General features: G+C 68.8%; 23 protein-coding genes. 16 read left to right on the plus strand and 7 right to left on the minus strand.

The annotated features are described in order from the left end of the window. Together EPO51_RS18985 and EPO51_RS18990 are read left to right on the plus strand one after the other, a co-directional pair. On the plus strand, nucleotides 1-236 hold a 236-nt coding region (locus EPO51_RS18985), incomplete at its 5' end, for a hypothetical protein (RefSeq protein WP_293353448.1). A 265-nt stretch (nucleotides 237-501) separates the two neighbouring features. Then, nucleotides 502-765, plus strand: coding sequence for a hypothetical protein (locus EPO51_RS18990; protein ID WP_293353450.1), 264 nt, complete (start codon nucleotides 502-504; stop codon nucleotides 763-765). A gap of 131 nt (nucleotides 766-896) precedes the next feature. Here EPO51_RS18990 and EPO51_RS18995 read toward each other — a convergent pair whose 3' ends face one another. Continuing rightward, entirely contained in the window at nucleotides 897-1,100 is a 204-nt protein-coding gene (locus EPO51_RS18995) for a helix-turn-helix transcriptional regulator (RefSeq protein WP_293353453.1), read from the minus strand. 728 nt (nucleotides 1,101-1,828) lie between these two features. On the opposite strand from EPO51_RS18995, the gene EPO51_RS19000 reads away from it, so the two are divergent. The 5 genes from EPO51_RS19000 to EPO51_RS19020 all read left to right on the plus strand — a co-directional run bounded on the left by EPO51_RS19000 (nucleotide 1,829) and on the right by EPO51_RS19020 (nucleotide 8,451). Next, a complete protein-coding gene (locus tag EPO51_RS19000) occupies nucleotides 1,829-3,517 on the plus strand; it encodes a class I adenylate-forming enzyme family protein (RefSeq protein ID WP_293353455.1) in 1,689 nt (562 codons plus the stop codon). 113 nt (nucleotides 3,518-3,630) lie between these two features. Further along, nucleotides 3,631-4,578, plus strand: a complete 948-nt coding sequence (locus tag EPO51_RS19005) for a winged helix-turn-helix transcriptional regulator (protein ID WP_293353457.1) — start codon at nucleotides 3,631-3,633, stop codon at nucleotides 4,576-4,578. A gap of 68 nt (nucleotides 4,579-4,646) precedes the next feature. Beyond that, nucleotides 4,647-5,702 (plus strand): NAD(P)H-dependent amine dehydrogenase family protein, encoded by a 1,056-nt coding sequence (locus tag EPO51_RS19010; RefSeq protein ID WP_293353459.1) that lies wholly within the window; start codon nucleotides 4,647-4,649, stop codon nucleotides 5,700-5,702. Then, nucleotides 5,699-6,583, plus strand: coding sequence for an SDR family NAD(P)-dependent oxidoreductase (locus EPO51_RS19015; protein ID WP_293353461.1), 885 nt, complete (start codon nucleotides 5,699-5,701; stop codon nucleotides 6,581-6,583). The genes EPO51_RS19010 and EPO51_RS19015 overlap by 4 nt, the downstream gene beginning before the upstream one ends. A gap of 74 nt (nucleotides 6,584-6,657) precedes the next feature. After that, a complete protein-coding gene (locus EPO51_RS19020; RefSeq protein ID WP_293353463.1) occupies nucleotides 6,658-8,451 on the plus strand; it encodes an AMP-binding protein in 1,794 nt (597 codons plus the stop codon). On the opposite strand, the gene EPO51_RS19025 is transcribed toward EPO51_RS19020, so the two are convergent. Both EPO51_RS19025 and EPO51_RS19030 read right to left on the minus strand, forming a co-directional pair. After that, nucleotides 8,448-9,257, minus strand: coding sequence for an SDR family NAD(P)-dependent oxidoreductase (locus EPO51_RS19025; RefSeq protein WP_293353465.1), 810 nt, complete (start codon nucleotides 9,255-9,257; stop codon nucleotides 8,448-8,450). The genes EPO51_RS19020 and EPO51_RS19025 overlap by 4 nt on opposite strands. Nucleotides 9,258-9,304: 47 nt before the next feature. After that, nucleotides 9,305-10,225: an NAD(P)H-dependent flavin oxidoreductase gene (locus EPO51_RS19030; RefSeq protein ID WP_293353467.1), complete on the minus strand. Its 921-nt coding sequence runs from the start codon at nucleotides 10,223-10,225 to the stop codon at nucleotides 9,305-9,307. Between the two features lie 200 nt (nucleotides 10,226-10,425). Between EPO51_RS19030 and EPO51_RS19035 the strand changes: the two genes are divergently transcribed. The 3 genes from EPO51_RS19035 to EPO51_RS19045 all read left to right on the plus strand — a co-directional run bounded on the left by EPO51_RS19035 (nucleotide 10,426) and on the right by EPO51_RS19045 (nucleotide 13,860). Then, a complete protein-coding gene (locus EPO51_RS19035; RefSeq protein ID WP_293353469.1) occupies nucleotides 10,426-11,655 on the plus strand; it encodes an acetyl-CoA acetyltransferase in 1,230 nt (409 codons plus the stop codon). A gap of 24 nt (nucleotides 11,656-11,679) precedes the next feature. Next, the gene (locus tag EPO51_RS19040) at nucleotides 11,680-12,834 is read left to right on the plus strand and encodes an acetyl-CoA C-acyltransferase (protein ID WP_293353495.1); all 1,155 of its coding nucleotides are present in this window, start codon (nucleotides 11,680-11,682) and stop codon (nucleotides 12,832-12,834) included. An 84-nt stretch (nucleotides 12,835-12,918) separates the two neighbouring features. Next, the gene (locus EPO51_RS19045) at nucleotides 12,919-13,860 is read left to right on the plus strand and encodes a winged helix-turn-helix transcriptional regulator (RefSeq protein ID WP_293353497.1); all 942 of its coding nucleotides are present in this window, start codon (nucleotides 12,919-12,921) and stop codon (nucleotides 13,858-13,860) included. Here the strand turns inward: EPO51_RS19045 and EPO51_RS19050 are convergent. Then, a complete protein-coding gene (locus tag EPO51_RS19050) occupies nucleotides 13,857-14,327 on the minus strand; it encodes a nuclear transport factor 2 family protein (RefSeq protein WP_293353499.1) in 471 nt (156 codons plus the stop codon). The genes EPO51_RS19045 and EPO51_RS19050 overlap by 4 nt on opposite strands. Nucleotides 14,328-14,464: 137 nt before the next feature. On the opposite strand from EPO51_RS19050, the gene EPO51_RS19055 reads away from it, so the two are divergent. The 3 genes from EPO51_RS19055 to EPO51_RS19065 are packed head-to-tail and all read left to right on the plus strand — an operon-like array spanning nucleotide 14,465 to nucleotide 17,145. Beyond that, nucleotides 14,465-15,949, plus strand: coding sequence for a carotenoid oxygenase family protein (locus EPO51_RS19055; RefSeq protein WP_293353501.1), 1,485 nt, complete (start codon nucleotides 14,465-14,467; stop codon nucleotides 15,947-15,949). A 37-nt stretch (nucleotides 15,950-15,986) separates the two neighbouring features. Continuing rightward, nucleotides 15,987-16,745, plus strand: a complete 759-nt coding sequence (locus EPO51_RS19060; protein ID WP_293353503.1) for an SDR family oxidoreductase — start codon at nucleotides 15,987-15,989, stop codon at nucleotides 16,743-16,745. Between the two features lie 13 nt (nucleotides 16,746-16,758). After that, nucleotides 16,759-17,145 (plus strand): nuclear transport factor 2 family protein, encoded by a 387-nt coding sequence (locus EPO51_RS19065; protein WP_293353505.1) that lies wholly within the window; start codon nucleotides 16,759-16,761, stop codon nucleotides 17,143-17,145. 15 nt (nucleotides 17,146-17,160) lie between these two features. Here the strand turns inward: EPO51_RS19065 and EPO51_RS19070 are convergent, their stop codons facing one another. Beyond that, nucleotides 17,161-17,577 carry a nuclear transport factor 2 family protein gene (locus EPO51_RS19070; RefSeq protein ID WP_293353507.1) on the minus strand — a complete coding sequence of 139 codons (417 nt, stop codon included), beginning with the start codon at nucleotides 17,575-17,577 and terminating at the stop codon, nucleotides 17,161-17,163. Nucleotides 17,578-18,043: 466 nt separating this feature from the next. Between EPO51_RS19070 and EPO51_RS19075 the strand changes: the two genes are divergently transcribed. The 3 genes from EPO51_RS19075 to EPO51_RS19085 all read left to right on the plus strand — a co-directional run bounded on the left by EPO51_RS19075 (nucleotide 18,044) and on the right by EPO51_RS19085 (nucleotide 21,353). Then, nucleotides 18,044-20,323: a TonB-dependent receptor gene (locus EPO51_RS19075; RefSeq protein ID WP_293353509.1), complete on the plus strand. Its 2,280-nt coding sequence runs from the start codon at nucleotides 18,044-18,046 to the stop codon at nucleotides 20,321-20,323. 62 nt (nucleotides 20,324-20,385) lie between these two features. Continuing rightward, on the plus strand, nucleotides 20,386-20,817 hold the full coding sequence (locus EPO51_RS19080) for a nuclear transport factor 2 family protein (protein WP_293353511.1): 432 nt from the start codon (nucleotides 20,386-20,388) through the stop codon (nucleotides 20,815-20,817). A gap of 11 nt (nucleotides 20,818-20,828) precedes the next feature. Next, nucleotides 20,829-21,353, plus strand: coding sequence for a nuclear transport factor 2 family protein (locus tag EPO51_RS19085; protein WP_293353513.1), 525 nt, complete (start codon nucleotides 20,829-20,831; stop codon nucleotides 21,351-21,353). Between the two features lie 7 nt (nucleotides 21,354-21,360). On the opposite strand, the gene EPO51_RS19090 is transcribed toward EPO51_RS19085, so the two are convergent. Next, complete coding sequence (locus tag EPO51_RS19090) at nucleotides 21,361-22,311, minus strand: winged helix-turn-helix transcriptional regulator (protein ID WP_293353515.1); 951 nt, start codon at nucleotides 22,309-22,311, stop codon at nucleotides 21,361-21,363. Nucleotides 22,312-22,382: 71 nt separating this feature from the next. Further along, complete coding sequence (locus tag EPO51_RS19095; protein ID WP_293353517.1) at nucleotides 22,383-23,192, minus strand: DUF1295 domain-containing protein; 810 nt, start codon at nucleotides 23,190-23,192, stop codon at nucleotides 22,383-22,385. Between the last annotated feature and the right edge of the window lie 125 nt (nucleotides 23,193-23,317).

Here is a 23,317-nt window from a genome sequence, read left to right on the forward strand (position 1 = left end):
CCGACCGCGCCACCGTCGAGGCCATGTCACAGCTCAACCGCGCCGCCATGCAGGGCCTCTCCATCCTCCTCATGTTCTCCAACGACCCCAAATCCATCCAGCCCGGACTCGACCTCCTGCACTGGTACAAGGACGTCCTCACCGACCGCTTGATCGCGGAAGCGGCGGGAACGAAACCGCGCGGCGCGGCCCCGACGAAGGATCGAGAACGGTCACCCAAGGACGAAGGGGCGTGAAGCCGTCGTCAAGTTCCCGATTTTTCATCTATAACAATGCGTTAACGGGAATTTTCCGGACTTTCCGAGATCGGTTGAAACCGGCGGCTGGTGGGCCCCGGCTAGACTCGAATTTCCGAGAGAAGTGGACCTGCTGGAACCGCAGGCGCCAACGCTAGTACCAACAGCAGCCATGAGGACCAGGGCTGTTCGTTCTGCGTGTCACGCACCCGACATCTAGGCGAAGCAGATTTTGAACGGTCAGGAGAACCTGACCGAACGGGTCATGGCGTTGACCGACGGCAAAGGCGCCGACGTCTGCTTCGACCCTATGGGCGACGACCTCCGCCGCGAACAGCGGATACGTATCTCCACCCCGGCGTCTGAGACCGTTCAGAAGTCCAAGTGCATCTGCTGGGCGATCGCCAGCGCATGTTGGGACCGTCGGCGCGCCAGTCTCTCCCGCTTCTCCGCCGGCGAGGGCACGACGTTCGTGACGGGCGCCGCCTCGTCGCAGGGTGAAGTCGGGGGCGTTGACGCACCGGTCTGAGGGGATCGGGCGGAGGCCGCGGTCCGCTCGTCGGTTTGGCGCCGCGAAGCGATAGCGGCTGGCGCCGCGTCGAGGGTCGGCGGGCCGGGCGGACGCGCAGCCGATGCAACGGTTCGGGCGGCGCTGTGGTCTCAGGAGATCTGCCACGCCTTGACCTCATCTTCCCGATAGCCGACCCGGCCCGGTGAGATGTTGTAGGGTTCAGGAAATTCACCGCGCTTCTGAAGCCGCCAAGCCGTGGTTCGGCTGAGGCTGGTGCGGCGCTTGACGACACTCCAAGGCAGGTAGTCGCCGCCGGGGGCGTCCGCATCCAGGAAATCCCTCCAATGTGTCATGGGTCACCGCCGCGCTTCCGCGCCCGGCGCGGTCGGCGTGCGAGAGGCCCTGAGGCCCGTGCGTTGGCGGAGCGCCCAGGCGCGCAGCTCGCCGCGAGGATAATAGGGTTTGCGCCTTATGTGACGGCACGGCGGGCCATCCTGGCCGACCGACCAGATCCGGGCCAGGGTTGCGGGTTTCATGCGGACGCTGAAGCGGGCGAGAAAGGCAGACGCCTCCGCCCGGGTCAGCAGATCGTCGTCGCGCTCGTCGTCCGCGTAAGGCTTTCTGCCGCCCCGCGGAAGGTTTCACCGCGTCATCACGCAACCTGGCCGGGCGGTGCCGCCGCCCCGCCATCCAGGTCACACATAGGTCGCGAAATCCGGCAACGAACCAAGTCGGCCGCTCCTGAAAACATGATTTTTCCACGTTTTCAACATCTTGCCACAGACCGAAGTTCTCTGAAACGCCCTGCTACAGGCCTAAGACCATCTTCGCCATGATGCCATGACGCGGAGCGGTTTGGGGCGGAGGCCCAAGCGGCGTCGTAGCGGTCTGTACAATCACGCGACGGAGGCGAAATGCGACTCGCCCTGATCGCCGCCGGCGCGGGCGCGTTCCTGCTGCGGCCGGCGAGGCATCACGGCTGCAGGCTTCGCGTTAACTTGCATTACCATACGCACTGTGCGAGCTCTTTCGGCGGCGCGGGCGCCTGCGCCATGACGCGGTTTGCACCCCGGAGTCCTGCTTGAATCCCAGTTCGCCCGAACGTGTCGCCGAGTACCGCCGCAGGGGGTGGTGGCGAGGAGAAACCGTCGACAGCCTGTTCCGAAAGGCGGTCGCCGAGCGCGGCGAAGCCGAGGCCCTCGCCGACGCACCCAACCGGGAAGCCTTGGTCGGCTCGCCCCGGCGGCGGATGACCTTTGCCGCCGTGGACCGGGCCGTGGACGAGATGGCTCATGCCTTCTCCGCCCTCGGCGTAGGGCGCGGCGACGTCGTGGCTACGCAGTTGCCGAACGTGGTCGAGGGCGTGCTCGCCTTCCTGGCCTGCGCCCGGATGGGGGCGATCCTGAGCCCCGTCGCCATGGCCTATCGCGCCCACGAGCTGCGTCAGATCCTGCCGTCGGTGACGCCGCGGGTCTATCTGACGACCGGTCTGTTTCACGGCTGCGACCACGCCGCCATGCTCGCGGACCTCAAGCGCGAGGGGGTGACGGGCGCACAGATCGTCGTCCTCGGCGGCCAGGCGCCGCCCGGCGCGCACGCGTTGGACCAGCTCACGGCGAATGCCCAGGTCTGGCCATTCCCCACCCCGGCCGACCTGGACGCTGCCGAAGCCCTGACGCTCTGCTGGACCTCGGGCACCGAGGCGATGCCGAAGGGAGTGCCGCGGCACCACGACCACTGGGTCGTCAACGGAGAGGCCCTGGTCGAGGCGGCCGGCCTGCGGGTGGGCGACGCCATCCTCAACCCCTTCCCGCTGATCAACATCGCGTCCATCGGCGGGATGGTGATGCCCTGGCTGCTCTGCCAGGGGCGGCTGATCCAGCACCAGCCGTTCGACCTGCCGATCTTCCTGGGCCAGATGCAGGACGAGGGTGTGGCCTATACCGTGGCTCCGCCCGCCGTGCTGAACATGCTGCTGAACAGCGAGGCGCTGCTGGCGGCGACGGACCTGTCACACCTGCGCTGCCTGGGCTCGGGCTCCGCGCCGCTGGCCCCGTGGATGGTGAAGGGGTGGCAGGACCGGCACGGCGTCACCGTGATGAACGTCTTCGGCTCGAACGAGGGCACGTCCCTGTTCTCGACGGGAGAGGCGATCCCAGATCCCGAGCAGCGTGCCCGCTTCTTCCCCCGGTTCGGCGCGGAGGGTCTCGAATGGCCGGCGTCGTTCCCGGCTAAGATCCGCACGCGCCTGGTCAACCCCGAGACCGAACAGGAGATCACCGTTCCCGGCGTCGAGGGCGAACTGCGTATCGACGGCGCCATGACCTTCGATGGCTACTGGCGGGCGCCGGACCTAACGGCCGCCGCCTTCGACGCCCAGGGCTATTTCCGGACCGGCGACCTGTTCGAGATCACCCCGGAAGCAGACGGCCGCTATTACCGCTTCGTCGGACGCTGCAAGGAGATCATCATCCGCGGCGGCCAGAACATCTCGCCCGCCGAGGTGGACGTGCTGATCGAGAGCCATCCCAGGGTGCGGGAGGCGAGCTGCGCGGCCTATCCCGACGAGCGGCTGGGGGAACGAGTCTGCGCGGTCGTGGCCCTGCGGCCGGACCAGACGCTGACCCTGGACGAGCTGTGCGAGCATCTGAAGGCGCAGGACGTGGCCACGTACAAGCTCCCGGAGAAGCTGCGCATCGTGGAGGCCCTGCCGCGCAACCCACTGGGCAAGGTCCTGCGCCGCGAGCTTTCGGGCGTGGCCGCCTCCTGACCGCGCGAGGGCAGACGGCGCGTGGCGGGATGGCGTCTGAGAATGCGGCTTGCGCTATCGTACCCGTTCCGCGAGCCTTGGCGGTCCGATCCCTGGGGCTTGAAGACCGCAACATGTCGCCGCCGAAGTTTATCCGCACCTGTTCGATCTGGCGGGCGCTGGAGGTCGTCGGGGACACTTCCGTCCTGCTGATCCTCGAGGCCAGCTGGATCGGCGCGCGCCGGTTCGACCAGTTCCGCGCCCGGACGGGCCTCCTGCAGACCCTGCTCAGCGACCGGCTGAAACGCCTGGTGGCCGCCGAGGTCTTTGAGAAGGTGCTCTACAGCGAAACCCCGCCGCGCTTCGAATACCGGCTGACCCGCAAGGGCCGCGACCTCTACTGGCCCGCGTTGATGATGCTGCGCTGGGAACGGCGCTGGGGGGCCGCCGACGGCAAGCTGCGGCTGGAGATGCGCCACCGCACCTGTGGCCACGTCTTCGAGCCGACGCCCACCTGCCTGAAGTGCGGAGACGAGATCAGCGCGCGGGACGTCGACTGGACCGAGGGCCCCGGGGTCGGCTGGATGAGCGCCCGCTACAGCCGCCGCCGCCAGCAGCGTTACGCCGCCGAACTGGCGTCGGGCCTGATGGTGGAGGTGGCGCAGATCACCGGCGACCGCTGGGCCAGCCTGATCCTGCGTTCGATCTTCACGGGCCTGCGCCGGTTCGACGAGATCCATCGCGACACCGCCATGGCCACCAACATCCTGTCCGAGCGCCTTTCCTGGCTGACCGCCCAGGGCGTGATCCGCGCGCACGAGCTGCCGGGCCGGCGATCCGAGTACCGGCTCACCGAGAAGGGGATCGACTACTACCCCGTACTGCTGATGCTGCTGCAATGGGGGGACAAGTACTACGTCTCACCCGAGGGTCCGCCCCTGCTCCTGCGGCACAAGGCCGACGGCCACGACCTGGAGCCCGCGGTCACCTGCTCGTGCTGCAGCCAGCCGGTCGAACCGCACGACGTGACCTTCGAGGTGATCGAGGCCGAGAACCGCGAGGGCGAGCTCGCGGAGGCCTGACGCGGCCACGATAGTCACTTTCATAACGATACTCGTTCGGCTAGGCTCCCGCGGCGACGAGGAGCGGCATGGCATATCGCGTCATCCAGTGGGCCACCGGGGCGATGGGAAAGAGCTGCCTGCGGGCGGTGATCGACCACCCGGCGATGGAGCTCGTGGGCCTCTACGTCTATGGCGACGACAAGGTCGGGCGCGACGCCGGCGACATCGCGCGGCGCCCCCCGAGCGGGGTGATCGCCACCCGCGACGCCGACGCCATCCTGGCGCTCGACGCCGACGTGGTGATCCACGCCGCCCGTCTGGCGCCGCCCTACGGGTCGCACGACGCCGACATCCTGGCGCTGCTCGCCTCGGGCAAGAATGTCATCAGCATCAATGGCTACAGCCGCCCGCAGCACTGGGCCGGCGACCGCCTGGCCGCCCTCCAGGCCGCCTGCGACATGGGCGGGACCAGCCTGATGGCCGCCGGCCTGAACCCTGGGTTCGCGGCCGAGCAGATCGCGGTCGTGGCCACGGGCGTCTGCGCGCAGCTGGACCACATCGAGATCGTCGAGAGCGTCGACTGCCGGGCGGTGCGCAATCCCGACTACGTTTTCCGGGTCCTGGGCTTCGGGAGCGATCCGCGGGCCGTCGATCCGAACGATCCGTCCTGGGGACCGGCCTCGTCGCTGAACGGCATGTACGTCGAGGTGCTCTCCGCCATGGCAGAGCATCTGGGCCTGGCGCTCGACCGCATCGACACCGACCACGTGGTGCTGCCGGCCAGCGCAGACCTGCACACTGCCGCCGGCCCGATCCCCGAGGGTCGGGTCAGCCATGTGAACTGGCGCTGGCGGGCGATCGTGGGCGGCGCGCCGAAGCTGACCATGTCGATCCACTGGTACATGGAGACGGCGCACCTGCCCGACCCCGCTCCGCCGCTCTGGCGTATCCACGTGACCGGCCAGCCTGGCGTCAGGATCGCCATCGACCTCGAAAAGCGGCCCGGCGACACGACGCCGACGTCCGCCGAGCAGCTCGGGGTGGCGGGGATGGTGCTGAACGCGATCCCGATCGTCTGCGCCGCGGCCCCCGGCGTAGTGACGCGACCCCTGGCGACGCCCTTCCGAGGAGACCTTCAATGACCAGCCTGCGCGACCGCGTGGTGATCGTGACCGGGGCCGGCAAGGGGCTGGGCCGCGCCTACGCCCTGGACCTCGCGGCGCGAGGCGCCAGTCTGGTCGTCAACAACCGCTGGGCGGACAGGTCCGCGCCCTCCAGCGCCGAGGCGGTGGCCGCGGAGGTCCGCGCGCTGGGCGGCCGCGCCGTCGCCAACATCGATCCGGCCGAGGCGCCGGAGACCGGCGAGGCGCTGGTGGCCCAGGCGCTCGCCGAGTTCGGCCGTCTGGACGCCGTGGTCTCCAACGCCGGCGTGCCGGAGACCAGGCGCCTGCACCGCCAGACCCGTGAGGGCTTCCAGCGGATCTTCGACATCAATTTCTTCGGCGCCTTCCACCTGGTCCAGGCCGCTTGGCCGGTGCTGTCGGAGGCGCCCGCTGGACGCATCGTGGTCAGCGCCTCCTCGGCCGGCCTGCACGGCGGCGACGGCATGGCGGCCTACGCCTCCTCCAAGGCGGCGCTGATCGGCCTGGTCCGCGGCCTGGCGGTCGAGGGCCGCCCACGCAACCTGACGATCAACGCCATCGCGCCCTACGCCGTCACGGCGATGACCGAACCTTTCCTCGCGCCGGGCCAGGCCGAGCGGATGGATCCGGCGGCCGTCGCGCCCCTGGTCGCCTGGCTGGTCAGCGAAGGATGCGACGTCAGTGGCCAGACCCTGGTGTCCGGCGGTGGCCGGCTGCGCGCAGCCTTCGCCGTCGAAGGCGCGCCCGTCGCCATCGCAGGCCGCGACGTCGGCGCCGCAGTCCATGCCGCCATCGGCGCCCAGCCGCGCGAGACCTATCCGGATTCCCACGCAGCCTTCGCGGCCTTCATGGACGGGCGCGACGTGCTGACCGCGGGTTGAGGGGCGGCTTGGCTTCGATCCGATCACCTGTGCAATCGCACCGACAAGGCCGAGAACGGCCAGGCGAGGAAACCATGACCCGCGAGACCCTGGCCTCCGACCCGCCCGCCCCATTCCGGGAAGCCAAGCTGTTGCCAGTCGACCTCGCCATCGAACGGCGGCCCGACGGGACGATCCTGATCGCCTCGAAGGTCCCGCTCAGGCCCTACGAGGCCAACATCCCCGCGGCCTTCGCGGCGCGCGCCGCCGCCTCCGGCGACAAGCCGGCGCTGGCGCGGCGCGGGCCGGACGGGGAATGGATCTACACCTCCTTCGCCCAGCTCAAGCGCGACATGGACGCCGCCACCCAGTGGTTGTTGGACCAGCCCAGGCCAGGGCCGGTCCTGGTCCTGGCGGGCAATACGCCGGCCTTCGCCGTGATGAGCTTTGCGGCCCAGGCCGGCGGGCGGGCGGTCTGCCCGGTCAGCACGACCTACGCGGCGCTGGGCGGCGACTATGGCCGCCTGGCCCATGTGATCGCCAAGGTGAAGCCCGCCGTGGTCTTCGCCGAAGACAGCGCCGCGGCCGCAGGCGCCCTGGACCGGCTGGACCTGGGCCGCGCGACCATCGTCACCACCGACCCCTCGCACCTGGCGAAGCCGGCCACGGCCTATGCCGACATCCTGCGCACGGCGCCCGCCGAGGCGGTCGCGGCCTCCATCGCCGCGCTGAAGCCGCAGGACCGCGCCGCCCTGATGCTGACCTCGGGATCCACCGGCCTGCCCAAGGTCGTGCCGATCACCTTCGACAACCTCGCCGCCAACAGCGCCCAGTGCCAGCAGACCATCGGCGAGGCGGCGGGCTGGCACGACGTCATGCTGGACTGGCTGCCTTGGCACCATGCGGCCGGCGCCTTCGTGCTCCGGACCACGCTGCTGGAAGGCGGCACGCTCTACATCGACGACGGCAAGCCGGCGCCGGGCCTGTTCGAGACCTCGATCCGCAACCTGCGGGAGATCCCGGTCAGCTACTTCAACAACGTGCCGCTGGGCTACACCATGCTGGTCGAGGCGCTGGAGACCGACCCGGTGCTGCGGGCCACCTTCTTCAAGAAGATGCGGCTGATGCTGTACGGCGGCGCGGGGCTGTCGCAGACCGTCCACGACCGGCTGCAGGCCGCCGCGGTCGCCGAGACCGGCCACCGGATCATGATGACCAGCGGCTACGGCATGACCGAGACCGTCTCGGCCTTCATGGTCATCCACTTCGAGACCGATAAGGTCGGCATCGGCCTGCCGGCGCCCGGCACGACCCTTAAGCTGGCGCCCTCGGACGACCGCTACGAGGTCCGCGCCCGTGGGCCGAACGTCACTTCGGGCTACCTGGACGAGCCGGAGAAGACCGCTGCGGCGTTTGACGAGGAGGGCTTCTATCGCACCGGCGACCTGGCGGTGTTCCACGACCCCGCCGATCCGACGCAGGGCCTGGCCTTCGCCGGCCGCGCCGCGGAGGAGTTCAAGCTGTCCAGCGGGACCTGGGTCTACGGCGGCGCGTTGCGCGACGGGCTGATCAAGGCGCTCTCGCCACTGGTCCTGGACCTCGTGCTCTGCGATGACGGTCGGCCTCACCTGGGCGTGATGCTGTGGCCCACGGCCGGCGCCGATCCGGGGGAGATCGCGCGGCGGCTCGCGGCCTACAACGCCGAACAGCACGGCGGCGCGGCGCGGGTGAAGCGGGCGCTGCTGCTGAGCGAACCGCCCAACGCCAACGCCCACGAGATCTCGGACAAGGGAACGATCAACCGCCGCGCGGTGATCGATCGGCGCGCCGGCGACGTCGAGCGGCTGTTCGCCGAGGCGCCGGACCCCGGCGTGATGGCGCTGGGCTAGCCGGCCATCGGGCGCCATTCCGCTCCCGGCCTGGCGTAGTCGGCCCGGAACCACCGGGGATAGCCGTGGATGGTCTGTCCCCCGTCCACCAGAACCTCGGCGCCGGTGATGAACCCCGCCTCGTCGCTGCAGAGGAACGCCACCAGCCGGGCGACGTCCTCGGGCTGGCCAAGGCGGCCCACCGGCGTTTCCGAGAGCACGTCGGCGCGGGTGGCGGGGTCGTCGAGAAGCGAACGCGTCATCGTGGTCTCGATGACCCCCGGCAGGATCAGGTTCACGCGGATCCGGTGCACGCCGAGCTCCGAGGCCAGCGTGCGCGCCAGCATGGAAAGGCCCGCCTTGGAGGCGGCATAGGCGCCCAGCAGGTCGCAGACATGGGAAGCGGCCGTCGAGGCGTTGATGACGATGGCGCCGCCCTCGCCCGCCTTGGCCATCTGTTGGGCCGCGCCCTGGGCCATCAGGAACCCGCCGTTGAGATTGACGTCGATGTGCCGCCGCCACTGCTCGAAGCTCATGTCGATCAAGGTCCCGTAACGTCCGTAGCCGGCGTTGACGAAGGCGGCGCGTAGCGGTCCGAACGCCTCGACGGCGGAGAACAGGCCGGCCACTGCCTCGGGGTCGGTCTGGTCGCAGGCGTGGGCGAGCACCTCGACGCCCGCCTCGCGCAGCGCCGCGGCGACCCGGTCGAGGTCTTCCCGGCGCCGATCCGTCACCACGACCCGATCGCCATCCCGCGCGAAACGCGCGGCCGCGGCGGCCCCGATGTCGCCGGCCGCACCGGTCACGAGCACTGTCCGGTTGCTCATCGCAGGTCCTCCTCGCGCGCCGCGGGCCCTGGGGCGGGCCGCGCAGCCTAGCCCCTCACCGCCTCGTATTCCGAAGCCAGGTCATCGACGATCCGGGAGACCTTCTCGACCAGGCGGACGGCCCCCACGCCCTGGCCCGCGGACCACACGTCGCGCCAGCGCTTGGTGGCGTCCGACTCCGGGCGGCCCAGTTCGATCTCGGCCTTCGGCCCCATCTGGGCGGGGTCGTAGCCGGCCGCGATCAGGCTGCCCTTCAACCAGTTCGCCGGCACGCCCGTCAGCGAGGCGGACAGGATGATCTCGTCGGCCGAGGCGTCGATCAGCATCTGCTTGTAGTCCGGGTGGGCGATGCTTTCCTCTGACGCGATCAGGCGGGTGCCGAGGTAGGCGAAATCGGCGCCCAGGATCTCCGCCGCGCGGACCGCGCGGCCCGATCCGATAGCCCCGCCCAGCACGATGACGCCCTCGAAGAACTCGCGCACCGCGGGCACGAAGGCGAAGGCCGAGAGCTGGCCGGTGTGCCCGCCGGCGCCTGCGGAGACCAGCACCAGGCCGTCGACCCCGACCTCGGCGGCCTTGCGCGCATAGGTGATCGAGTTGACGTCCGCGAACACCATGCCGCCATAGCCCTGGATGGCCGCCACGATCTGCCTGGGGCTGCCCAGGGCCGTGATCACGATCGGGGGCTTGTGCTTCAGGACGAGTTCCAGCTCCTCGGCGGTCCGCGCATAGGTGCGGTGGACCATGATGTTGATCGCCCACGGCATATCCATCGCCCGCGCCGCATCGGCGATCTCGGTCATCCAGGCGTCCAGCTCCTCGATGGTGCGGGCGTTGTTGGCGGGGAAGCTGCCGACGATGCCGGCACGACAGGCGGCGAGGACCAGCTCCGGGCCGGAGACCAGGAACATCGGCGCGGCGATGGCCGGAATGCGCAGGCGCGACCGGATCGCCTCGTAGCCCTGCATCAGAAGCGCCCCTGAACAAACTTGCAAATTGGAACCTATTGAGCCGTCTTCAGGCCGTCAACCGCCGCCGCAGTGTTGCTTGCATAAAAGAACCCACAGACCCCAGCGCCCGATCCCAGACCGGCGGCGGGGGTAACTTGCATTGCCGTACTATCTGGCTAGGGTGGCCAATATCTCGGCAAGCGGACAAGGAAGCAGTCATGGCGATCTATCTCCTGGGCGGCCATCAGACGGACTTCGCGCGCGCCTGGTCGCGGGAGGGCCTGGACCTCACCGACATGATGGGCGAGGCCATCGCCGGGGCCTTGGCGGCCTGCCGGCTCGACCATGCCGACATCGACGCGATCCATGTCGGCAACGCCTTCGGCGAACTCTATCGCGGCCAGGGACACCTCGCGGCGATGGTCGCCCAGGTCACTCCCGAGTTCTACGGCAAGCCCGCCATGCGCCATGAAGCCGCCTGCGCCTCGTCGTCCATCGCCGTACTCGCCGCCACGGCCGAGATCGAGGCCGGGCGGTACGATTGCGTGATGATCGTCGGCGTCGAGGAGGAGAAGAACCTTCCCGGCGACGAAGCTTCCAAGGTGCAGAACGCCGCGTCCTGGCAGGGCCGGGAGGGCATCGACTGCCGCTTCATGTGGCCAGCCGTGTTCGGCCGCGTGGCGCAGGAGTATGGCGAACGCTACGGCCTCGACCGCCGGCACCTGAACCGCATCGCCGAGATCAACCTGGGCAACGCCAAGCGGAACCCCAACGCCCAGACCCGCAAGTGGCAGTTCGGGCCTGACGCCTTCACCGACGACGACACCGCCAACCCGGTGATCGAGCCGGGCACGCGGCGCCAGGACTGCGGCCAGATCACCGACGGCGCCACGGCCATCGTGCTCTGCTCGGACCGCTTCATGGCGGCCTATGCCGGCCGGCGCGGCGTGGACGCCGCCGCCTTCCCGCAGATCCTCGGCTGGGGCCACGCCAACGCCGGCATCCGCTTTCTGGACAAGATCGAACGCAGCCGCGGCGAGGCCTACGTCTTCCCCCACGTGCGCAAGGCCATCACCGACGCCCTCCGCCGCGCGGGCGTGCCGGGACCGGAAAGCCTGGACGGGATAGAGACCCACGACTGCTTCACCTCCACCGAGTACATGGCCATCGACCACTTCGGCCTGACCGAGCCCGGACAGAGCTGGAAGGCCGTCGAGGAGGGCGTCATCGAGTTGGGCGGCCGCTGCCCCGTCAACGCGTCCGGTGGCCTGATCGGCGTCGGTCATCCGGTGGGCGCCACGGGCGCGCGGATGCTGCTGGACGCCGGCCGCCAGGTCACCGGCACGGCCGGCGACTATCAGGTCGAGGACGCCCGCACCTACGGAACCCTGAACATCGGCGGCTCGCTCGGGACGGTGGTGAGCTTCGTGGTCGGCCGGCCCGCCTGACCCGGCGCGGCTGGAGGCCGATGCATGGACGCCTGGATCTACGACGCCGTGCGCACGGCCCGCGGCAAGGCCCGGCCCGACGGCGGGCTGGCGGGCCTCAAGCCGCAGGAGCTGGTGGCCGGCCTCGTCGACGGCCTCGAAGCGCGCGGCGGGGATCCCCGCGCCGCCGAGGCCCTGGTGCTGGGGTGCGTCGGCCAGGTCGGTGCGCAGGGGGGCAACATCGCCCTGGTCTCCAAACTGCACAGCGGCGTCCGCGACGAGGCCTACGCTTTCACGATCAACAACTATTGCGTCTCGGGACTGACCGCGATCGGTCATGCGGCCGCGCGGGTGGCGATGGGGGACGTCGATCGAGCCCTCGCAGGCGGGGTAGAGATGATGTCGCGCACCCCGTTCATGGCCGACGCCGCGGATTACTATACCGACGCCAGCCTGCCGAAGCGCGCCCGCTACATTCCGGTGGCCCTGTCCGCGGACCGGCTGGCCGAAGCCGAGGGAATCTCCCGCGAGGCGATGGACGCCGTCGCGCTCACTTCGCAGGTCCGCGCCCTCGAAGCTGAGGCGACGCCCGCCCTGGTGCGGTCGCGCATCACGGTCGGCGGGCTGGTCGGCGAGGAGTGCCTGCGCCCGCAGATGACCGCCCAGTCGCTGGCCGCCATGCCCCCCGCGTTCGCCAGCCTGGCCAGGTCCTACGCCGACGCCCTCGACGGCCCCATAGATCATCGCCACACCGTCGCCCATGCCCCACCGGTCTGCGACGGCGCCGGCCTGGCGCTGCTGGGCGGCCGACCGGGCGGGGGCCAGCAGCCTCGTGCGCGGATCCTCGCCTACGCCGAGGCCGGCGGCGACCCGCAGGCCGGTCTGCTGGCGGGCTTCACCGCCATGGACAGGGTCCTGGCCAAGGCCCGCCTGGACCTCGGCGACATGGACCGGATCGAATTCATGGAGGCCTTCGCCGTCACCATCGCCAAGTTCCTGCGCGACCGCCCCGTCGACCCCGCGAAGCTCAATGTCGGCGGCGGCCACCTCGCCAAGGGCCACCCCATGGGCGCGACCGGCGCGATCCTGCTGTCGTCCCTGCTCGACGCCCTCGACGCGTGCGACGGGCGGCTGGGCCTGGTGGCCGCATCGGCCGCCGGCGGGATCGGCGCCGCCGTGGTGGTCGAGCGCCTGGCCTGAGCGTCTCTATAGTCTCTTTTCACAAGTAACTTCCGAGAGGCTGGACACCCCGGAAGGGCGCCTATAGGCCTTGGCTCCAACGCCATGGCGCGCACGCGGAAGATCATCAAGAACTCCGTCCATCGGGCGCTGAACGCCATCGGCGACCGCTGGAGCCAGTTGATCCTGGAAGAGGCGTTCCGCGGCACGACCCGCTTCGAGGACTTCCGGGCCCGCACCGGCGCGCCGCGCAACACCCTGTCCAACCGTCTGCGCGGCCTCGTGGCCAACGGGATCCTGGAGCGGCGGGCCCACCGCGAGGGGGCCGCTCGCCAAGCCTACCACCTGACCGAGATGGGCAAGGGGCTGTTCGACTCCGTGCTGCTCGCCTGGAGCTGGGGTATCCGCTGGGACGAGGTGTCGCCCCACGGGCCGGCTGGCCTGGCGCACGCCGGGTGCGGCCGCTCGATGCTCCCCCAGATGGTCTGCGAGCATTGCGGCGGGGACATCTCACTGCACAGCTGCAGCCACCATCCCGGGCCAGGGGCTGGGGTCGAGGAGATCCAGGTCACCCGCCTTCATCGCCGCCGCCAGCCCGGCGGCGCCGACGAGACCGTCCGCCCGACGTCGGACGTCGTCGACATGACCGGCGATCGATGGACGGGAATGGTCATCTCGACCCAGTACTTCGGGGTCCACCGCTTCGACGACATCCAGGCCATGCTGGACATCGCCACAAACATCCTCACCGACCGCTTGCGGGCGCTGGTGGCGAACGGAGTGTTCGAACGCCGGCTCTACGAGCTGTCGCCCCCGCGCTACGAGTACTGGCTGACCAGGAAGGGCAAGGACCTCTATCCCCACGCCCTGGCGCTGCTGCTGTGGGCTGACCGCTGGCTGGCCGACGCTTCGGGGCCGCCTGTCGAGGTGACCCACAACGCCTGTGGCAAGCCGATCCTCGCGCAGGTGATCTGCAGCGGATGCCGCGCGCCGCTCACGCCCGACAACGTGGCCGAGCGGCGCCCCGGGGCGCGGACGAAAGCCTAGTGCGCGCCGCCCTCGGCGACCCCCATCTCGCGCAACAGCTCCGCGCGGTCGTAGTACTCGCGCCACGCCTGGACGCGACCGTCGCGGATGTCGAGGACGCCCACGACAGGCACCGCGCCCGGTTTGCCGTTGTAGACGAAGCGGTCCGTGCGCTCGATGAACACCAGGCCGTCGATCACGCCCATGTGGGCCACGTCGAGGATGACGCCGCCCGGAGCGCCCTTGCCCAGCGCGGCGATCCGCTCGTAGATCGCCGGGCGGCCCACCACCGGGGCGATCATCATGGAATGCAGCACCCCGTCCTCGGCGAACAGGTCGGCGACCTTGCGCCAGTCGGCGGCCTTCCAGGCTGCGATCATCTCCCGCGCCACCGCGATCTTGGCCTGATCGCCGTCCGCCGCCACCGCCCGCATCGGCGCGGCGGTCACAGCCAGGACGACGGCCAGGATGCTCAGGATGCGCTTCATGATTCCTCCAGTTCCCCGTACGGGACGCCAGGTGTTCGCCCATTCGTCGGCTAGGTCACTTGCACAACAAGACCATGATGGTAGGTTGAAGTCCAGGGCGGTCCGTCGGCCGCCGAAACGAGTCTCGGAGAGCTCTCATGAAGATGGAGCGCCTGCCGCCGGTGCAAGTCAGCCTGCGGCCCAGCAACCATCCCTATCTGACCGGGGCGTGGACGCCGCTGCATGAGGAGGTGAACGCCGAGGGCCTGGAGGTCATCGAGGGCGCGATCCCGACCGACATCGACGGGGTCTACGTCCGCAACACCGAGAACCCGGTGCAGCAGCCGCTCGGCCGCTACCATCCCTTCGATGGCGACGGGATGATCCACATGATCAGCTTCAAGGACGGCCGCGCCGACTACCGCAACCGCTTCGTCCGCACCCGCGGCTTCCAGGCCGAACAGGAGGCCGGCCAGGCCCTGTGGGGCGGTTTGATGGACGGCCCGGAGGTCTCGCTGCGCCCGGGCTTCGGCGCCCATGGCGGCCTGAAGGACGCGTCCAGCACGGATGTGGTGGTGCACGGCGGCAAGATCGTCTCGACCTTCTACCAGTGCGGCGAAGCCTACTGGCTGGACCCGGAGTCCCTGGAACAGGGCGGCGTCGCGAGTTGGGGTCCGCTGGACGGCGTCTCGGCTCACACCAAGATCGACGAGGCGACCGGCGAACTCCTGTTCTTCAACTATTCGAAGCACGCGCCGTACATGCACTATGGCGTCGTCGATCGGACCGGGAAGCTGTCTCACTATGTGCCGGTGCCCCTGCCCGGCCCGCGCCTGCCCCACGACATGGCGTTCACCGCCAACTATTCGATCCTCAACGACCTGCCGGTGTTCTGGGACGAGGAACTTCTGAAGCGGAACGTCCACGCCGTGCGCGAGCACCGGGGTATGCCGTCACGCTTCGCGGTGATCCCGCGCCACGGCGACACCCGCGACATCAGGTGGTTCGAGGCCGACCCGACCTACGTCCTGCACTTCCTCAACGCCTATGAGGACGGCGACGAGATCGTCATGGACGGCTACTTCCAGGAGAAGCCGACCCCACGCCCCCTCGCCGACGCACCGGACGGCTTCGGCCACATGATGGCGTTCGTCGACGAGCACAGCTTCATTCCCAAGCTGCACCGCTGGCGCTTCAACCTGAAGACCGGCGAGACCCGCGAGCACCATCTGGACGACCGAATCCTGGAGTTCGGGATGTTCAACCAGCGCTACGCCGGCCGGCCCTACCGCTACGCCTACTCCACCCGGACCAAGCCCGGCTGGTTCCTGTTCAACGGCTATGTGAAGCACGACCTCGAGACGGGCGAGTCCTGGGAGCTGAACCTGCCCGAAGGCCGCTACGCCAGCGAGAGCCCCTTCGTCCCCCGCATCGACGCCAAGGACGAGGACGACGGCTACCTCGTCAGCTTCATCATCGACGAGAACAACCAAACCTCGGAATGCATCCTGGTGGACTGCAAGAACTTCGAGGCTGGCCCCATCGTACGCATCGCCCTGCCCCACAAGATTTCCAGCGGCACCCACAGCGTCTGGGCCGACCGGGAGTTCATCCGCAACGGCCTCATCGCCCCGATGGGCTGAGGAACTCCAGACACCTCAAACAAGAAGAACTTTCGGGATGGAAATCAAAGGCAGCGTCGCCCTGGTCACGGGCGGCAATCGGGGCATCGGCGAGGCCTTCGTCCGCGCCTTCCTGGCCGCCGGCGCGACCAAGGTCTACGTCGGCACGCGCGACATCGCCAATGCCCGGCGCCTGGTCGACGAAGGCCAGGGCCGGGTCGTGCCGGTCGAGCTGGACGTCAGCAAGCCGGAGCAGATCGAGGCCGCCGCCGCGCAGTGCCAGGACGTCAGCATCCTGGTGAACAACGCCGGCCAGTTCGCCATGCAGACGCTGCTGAGGGCGCCCGACCTCACGGCCGCGCGCAGCGAGATGGAGACCAACTACTTCGGGCCGCTGGCCATGTGCCGGGCGTTCGCGCCGATCCTGGCCAGGCATCCGGAGAGCGCCATCGCCAACGTGCTGTCGGCCGGCGGCATCGTCGCGGTGCCGGGCATGGGCGGCTACAGTCCGTCGAAGTTCGCGGGCCGCGCCATGTCCACCTGTCTGCGGGCCGAACTGGCCCCCCAGAACACCAGCGTCACCGCCTTGATCGTAGGCTCGGTCGACACCCGCATGGCCAGCCATGTGGAGGGCGCCAAGGAGACCCCCGAGACCATCGCCCTGGTCGGCCTGAAGGCCATCCGCCGCGGCGAGAGCGAGGTCGACACCGACTATATGGCCGTGGATGTCCGCGCCAACCTGGCGCGCGATCCCATGGGCTACGAACTGCTGATGCGCCGCTCTCTCTCGGGCGAACGCGTCACCACCGGCCGCTGAGCGAGGAACCCCGATGACCGCCCAGGACTATCTCGACTTCGCCGAGCGCTTCGTTGGCGCGATCCAGAGCGGCGACGTCGCCACCGTTCGCGCCTGCTACGCGCCGGACGCCAAGCTCTGGCACAACAGCGACGGGATCGAGCAGACCGTCGACCAGAACATCAAGGTGCTGGAGTGGTTCATCCGCACCCTGCCCGATCGCAACTATCGGGTCGTGCGGCGCGAGGCGCTGTCCGACGGCTTCCTGCAGCAGCACGTGCTGGAGGCCACCCTGCCCGACGGCACGAAGTGGGCGATGGACGCCTGCTGCGTCATCAAGATGAAGGACGGGCTGATCACCCGGCTGGACGAGTATATCGACTCCGCCCAGTCGGGCGCCCTGCGCAGCTTCGGCCGCTAGCGTCGCTCGGCCGGACTATCGAGTCTTCTGATCGAAGTCCTCGACCAGCCCCATGTTCTTCAGCAGATGGGCGCGGTCGTAATACTCGCGCCAGACGCTGATCAGCGGACCGTCGAATTCGAGGACGCCGACCACCGGCGCCGAGCCGGCGCGCCCGCGGATCACGAACTCGTCGACCCGCTCCATGAAAAGCACGCCATCGACCACCCCCATGTGGGCGATGTTCAAGGTGATGGATTCCAGGCCCTCTCCCAGCCCCGACACGCGCTTGTAGACGGCCTCTCGCCCCACGATCGGCTCGACCATCATCGAGTGCAGCACGCCCTGGGGCGTGAACATGTCGGCCACCTTGCGCCAGTCCATCGCCTTCCAGGCCGCGGCCATTTCACGACCGACCGCGATCTTCTGCTCGTCCGATAGGCTCGCCGACATCGCCCTGCTCTCCTCGCTGATTGTCGCGCCGCCATCGCCATGGGGCCCGCGTCGAATTAACTTGCATAACAGTACCTACGATTGGCAAGTTGTTTTCTCGAGGATTCGAAACTCTCGGCAAAGGCCTCTGCCGGAGCCGTTTCGGGCCACGGCGCGCGAGGTGACTTGCTTGACGAGACGAAAAAATTCCGCCTACTCTTGAAGTTGAATATGGTACTTCGGCCCGCCAAATAAGGTCGGAATCTTTAAGTGAAAATCCAATCTAGCCAAATCTGAGGTTACATTGGCGGCTTGATTGGTGAGATGACGTAGAGTTGTCGTAGAGACGCACGCCATTCTTGCTTGTTGGAATTTCTCTTGAGCTTTTGACGCTCAAGACATGCTCACACACAACCCCGCGGAATGCGGGGAGGAAACATGGGCCGAGGCGTTCGAAACGCCCGCCTGATCTAGGGGGAGATGCATAGTGAGTTTCAGGAACACCACGTCCTTCGTCGCGCTGATCGCGGGGATGGCTCTGGCTATGCCAGCGAGCGCGGCCGACGCCGACAACACCGGCAGCCAGCTCGAGGAGGTGCTGGTCACCGCTCAGAAGCGCGAGGAGAACGTCCAGACCGCCCCGCTGGCGATCACCGCCATCACCGGGGCCAACCTGGCGAAGGACCGGGTCCTGACCCTTGAGGACCTGGCCCACAACATGACCGGCATCTCGTTCACGGCGAACTCGCCGCAGTCGAACGAGATCAACATCCGCGGCGTGGTGAACACCCGCCTGAGCTCACCCACGGCCGACCAGTCGGTGGCCACCTTTGTCGACGACGTCTACGTCAGCCGCTCGGGCAACCTCAACTCGGCCTTCTACGACGTGGCCCGGGTCGAGGTGGTGCGCGGGCCACAGGGCGTGCTGCTGGGCAAGAACGTCGCCGGTGGGGCGGTGAACATCATCTCGAACGCTCCCAGCTTCGACGCCTCTGGCCGGATGACAGTCACGCTCGGCAACTACGATCTGCAGCAGACCAACGGCTACATCACCGGGCCGATCACCGAGAGCCTGGCGGGCCGCGTCTCGTTCCAGACGATCAACCGCGGCGGCTACTACAAGGACATCCTGCACAACAAGGACCTGGAGAACCTGGATTCCAAGCAGGCCCGGATCCAGCTGGCCTACGCGCCGGAAGGCTCAGACCTCCGCGCCAGCCTCAACGTCGACTACTCCAAGGACAGCAACGACGGGATCCATCGCGTCGGCCTGAAGAGCACGACGCTGCCCACCGGCTTCACGCCCTGGTCCACGACACGCTCCCTGATCGCCGCGCTGCGGCCCGGCGGCCTGAAGCGGACCGAGAGCCTGCCGATCTGGCCGCTCTTCAAGGGCGACACCGCACCGACTCCCCAGGGCGCCCGCCACGAGACGTATGACATCATCATCAAGGTGGAAAAGGACGTGGCCGAGAACGTCCGCCTCTCGAGCATCACGGGCTACCGCCACAACCACTCGTTCACGCTCTACGACCAGACGGGCCTCGGCCCGAACAACGGCTACAACGTCGCCGGCCCGCTGCTCTTCGCCGAGCCGGTGAACTTCATCGAGGGGATGAACCAGGTCTCCCAGGAACTGCGGCTGGCCTCGACCAACACCGAGAGCCGCTTCGACTGGATCGTCGGCGCCTACTACCAGAAGACCAACGTCCACCAGTACAACCGCTACTGGGGTGAATCGACGGTCTTGCCGACGCTCTCCGGCGAGAGCCACTGGGATGACCACGGCCACAACCGCGACGTGGCGGTCTTCGCCCAGGTCGGGTTCAAGATCACCGACACCCTCAAGCTGGACGTCGGAGCCCGCTACACCAAGGACAAGAAGTACGGCTTCCAGCGCGGCATCATCGTCGCCACCGGCGACCGGCTGAACCCGAACGACCTAGCCCCGCTGACGCCGCTGACCACCAACTTCGCGACGCCCTACGGCGACTCCTGGAAGGAGCTGACCCCGCAGGCCACCCTGCGCTGGACGCCCGACGATCGGAACATGGCCTACGTCACGGTCTCGAAGGGCTTCAAGGGCGGCGGCTTCCAGAACAGTGCGTCCAACGCCTTCGCCGCGCAGACCCCCTACGATCCGGAAAAGGTCACCAACTACGAGGCTGGCTACAAGACCGAGCTGTTCGACCGCCGGGTCCGCTGGAACACCGCGGTGTTCTACATGGAGTACAAGGACCTCCAGGTTCAGCAGACCCTGGCCTCCTGCCTCTGCAACGTGATCAGCAACGCGCCGGGCGCCACCATCAAGGGCGTGGAGACGGACTTCCAGTTCGCGCCGACCCAATGGCTGCGCGCCTGGGCCAGCGGCAGCTATGTCCACGCCGAGTACGACACCTTCATCTTCGCCGGGGTGAACAACTCCGGGAACCGCATGCAGCGGACGCCCCGTTGGCAGGGCGCCATCGGCGCCGAGGCCACCACCAGCGTCGGCTCCTGGGAGGACGCCCTCTCGGCCCGCCTGAGCTATCGCTACCAGGGGAAGATGCCCTGGGCGCCCGAGAACACCACCTGGGAAGACGGCTACGGCACCCTCGACGGGCGGGTGACCCTGACCCTGCCCGACCGGCCGTGGAGCGTCTCGGTCTACGGCAAGAACCTGGGCAAGACGATCTACCGGACCAACATCATCCCGTTCTTCCAGGAAGAGATGTCGTCGTTCGGCGCGCCGCGGACCTACGGCATCGAACTGTCGGCCGCCTTCTAGTCCTGACGCCGGGCGGCCCCGCGCCGCCCGGCGTCCTTGAGTTCCAGAGTTCGGAGGGCCCGATGGGCCGCTGCTACGGAATCCTCCAGCAAGTGATCCAGGCCTGGCAGGCCAAGGATATCGACCGCGTGCTGGCCTTCATGGACGACGAGATCGTCTGGCACTACGCCGCCCCCGCCATGCCGCCGGTGCGCGGCAAGGCCGCCGCCCGCAAGCTGCTGCAGCGCTTCCAGGCCGACATGCACGGCATCCAGTGGCGGATCTTCGCCCACGCCGAGACCGGCGACCGCCTGTTCATCGAGGGCGTCGACGACTACCGCACCACCGACGGCCATCGGGTCGCCGCGCCCTACGCCGGGGTGCTGGAATTCCGCGGCGACCTGATCGTCGGCTGGCGCGACTACGTCGATCTGGGCGTCATCGACCAGCAGAAGGCCGGCCAGCCGCTGACCCGCCAGGTCGAGGGCCTGCTCGACCGCCCCGCCGCCACGTGAAAGCCCCGACCATGCCCCTCGACCGCCGAACCCTGATGGCCACCGCCGCCGCAACGGGCGCGCTGGCCGCCGTCCCCGCCCTGGCCAAGGAGCCCCCGATGCCGCGCCTGTTCCCGGTGCTTGAAGCGATCATCGCCGCCTGGAAGCAGCAGGACGTCGAAGGCGTCCTGGCGCACGTCACCGACGACATCGTGTGGCGCAACTCGTCCGGCTACGCCCCCGCGATCAAGGGCAAGGTGGCTATGCGAACGGCGCTGCAGAACATGAAGTCGATGATCGCGCCGGGCAGCAGCAGGTGGCGGATCTTCGACTATGCGGAGTCCGCCGACCGGCTGTTCATGGAAGGCGTCGACGAGTTCGACCTCACCACCGGCCAGCATGTGGCCATCCCCTATGCCGGCAGCCTGCAGTTCCGGGGCGCGCTGGTCAGCGAGTGGCGGGAATATTTCGACGGGCGCATCAGCGCCAATATGAAGGCCGGCCAGCCCATGACCGACGAGGTCAGGGAGATGCTCGACCGGCCGATCGCCAAGTAGCCGGCCGTCACAGGGTGACGTTGCGCACCGTCGCCTCTTCGCCGCACTGATCGCAGGTCATCTTCGGTTCCAGCACGTGGCTGCAGGCGCGGTGATAGGTGATCAGCGGCGGGCCCTTCGTGGCCAGCCAGCGGTCGCCCCAGCGGTTCAGCTCCACGATGAGCGGATAGAGGTCGCGGCCCTCGTCGGTCAGCCGGTACTCCCAGCGGTCGGGACGCTGCTGATAGAGCTCGCGGCGCAGGACGCCCAGGTCCACCAGCCGGGTCAGACGGTCCGACAGGATGTTGGGGGCCACGCCCAGCGCGTTCTGGAAATCGTTGAACCGCCGCCGCCCCATGAAGGCCGAGGCGATCACGTGGCTGGTCCAGCGGTCGCCTAGCACCTGGAAGGCGCGGTCCAGCATCGGGTTGCCCTGGTTCAGGTCGCCCGCCGGCACGATCGAGCGCCTTTGCGCGCGCGGCGGCGGGGACGGCTCGAACTCCGCGCCCGGCCCTTCCACCACATAGACGTCGCGCGGGCTCACCACCTCGCCGCAGTGGCCACAGCGGCACTCCGGCGTGAACACCTTGCCGCAGCTGTGTCTGACCCGATGGGCCGGGTTGGCCGGGTCGTAGAACCATCTCTTCTCCCAGCGGATGATGCTGAGCGCGAGGCTGTGGAGGTCCAGGCCCATCTCGGTCAGGCGGTATTCGTCCCGCGCCGGCCGCTCCTGGTAGCGGACCTTCTCGAAGACGCCGACCGCCTGCAGGCGCCGCAGCCGGTCGATCAGCAGGCTGCGGGCGAGGCCGATGCGGCTCTGGAACTCGTCGAAGCGACGGACGCGCTGGAAGGCCAGGTAGAGGATCATCAGCGTCCAGCGGTCCCCCAGGATGTTCAGGGCGCGCGTGGCGGAATTGGCCTGGACGAGCTGGGTTGGAAGCGCCGGATCCGGAGTGTCAGTGCGGCTGGACTCGGCCATTTAGCCTCAGGGGTCGGGAGCGCGCGGACCCTTCTGTGGCGGGGTCACCTTGTCAAGGTCGGAGCGCCGGGTCAGGCGGCCTCCGGCGGCTTGGGCGGCCAGGGGAAGAAGCCCGAGGTGCGGCGCATATAGGCCTCGTAGGCTGGCTTGCGGCGGCGAAGTCGCCCCTCGACGGTCGGGACGCCGCTCCACCGGGTCAGGGTGAAGACCAGGTACATGGGCCCGATCACCGCGAACAGCCCGAGGCTCGTCTCCGCGGCCACCAGCCAAAGGCCCCACCAGACGCAGGCGTCGCCGAAGTAGTTGGGGTGGCGGGTATAGCGCCACAGCCCCTTGTCCATCACCTGGCCGGCGTTGGCGGGGTTCTTCTTGAACCGCACCAGCTGCCAGTCGGCCAGGGCCTCGAAGGCGAGGCCAAAGAGCGCCAGCGCCGCCCCGATCCAGCCCAACGTCCCCAGGTCGGCCGACTCGGCGGAGACCTGTCCCAGCTGAACCGGGAGGCAGACCAGCCACAGCAGGGGCATCTGCAGCAGGAACACCAGCCGGAACGCCGCGTAGCCGTAGCCCCAGCCGCGCTCGGCCTTCGCCTTGTCCAGCAGCCGCACATAGCGGCCGTCCGGCCCATGGTCGCGCCAGCGCCAGAGCATGTAGCCGCCCAGGCGCAGCGCCCAGGCGACGCAGATCGCGGTCAGCACGATGCGCCGCTCCGTGCCCCCGCCGGTCTGCAGGTAGGTCGAGACGGCCACCACGCCCATGCCGAGGCCCCACAGGCTATCGACCGGCGTGCAGTCGCGCATGGCCACGCACACCGCCCACGCCAGCACGAACAGCCCCAGGATCACCGCGGCGTTGACCGCCAGCACCACGACAAATTCGGGCATGCTCCGTCCCCCCGTTTGGTCGCCCGCCGTCGGCGGCGACACAGTCTTTCTATGCAAGTTATCCCGCCCGAACGGGGCGCACAAGCGGGCGAGCAGACGACGGATAGACTGGCGCCCGTGACCGG

Source organism: Phenylobacterium sp. (genome assembly GCF_004297125.1).
Classification (GTDB): domain Bacteria; phylum Pseudomonadota; class Alphaproteobacteria; order Caulobacterales; family Caulobacteraceae; genus Phenylobacterium.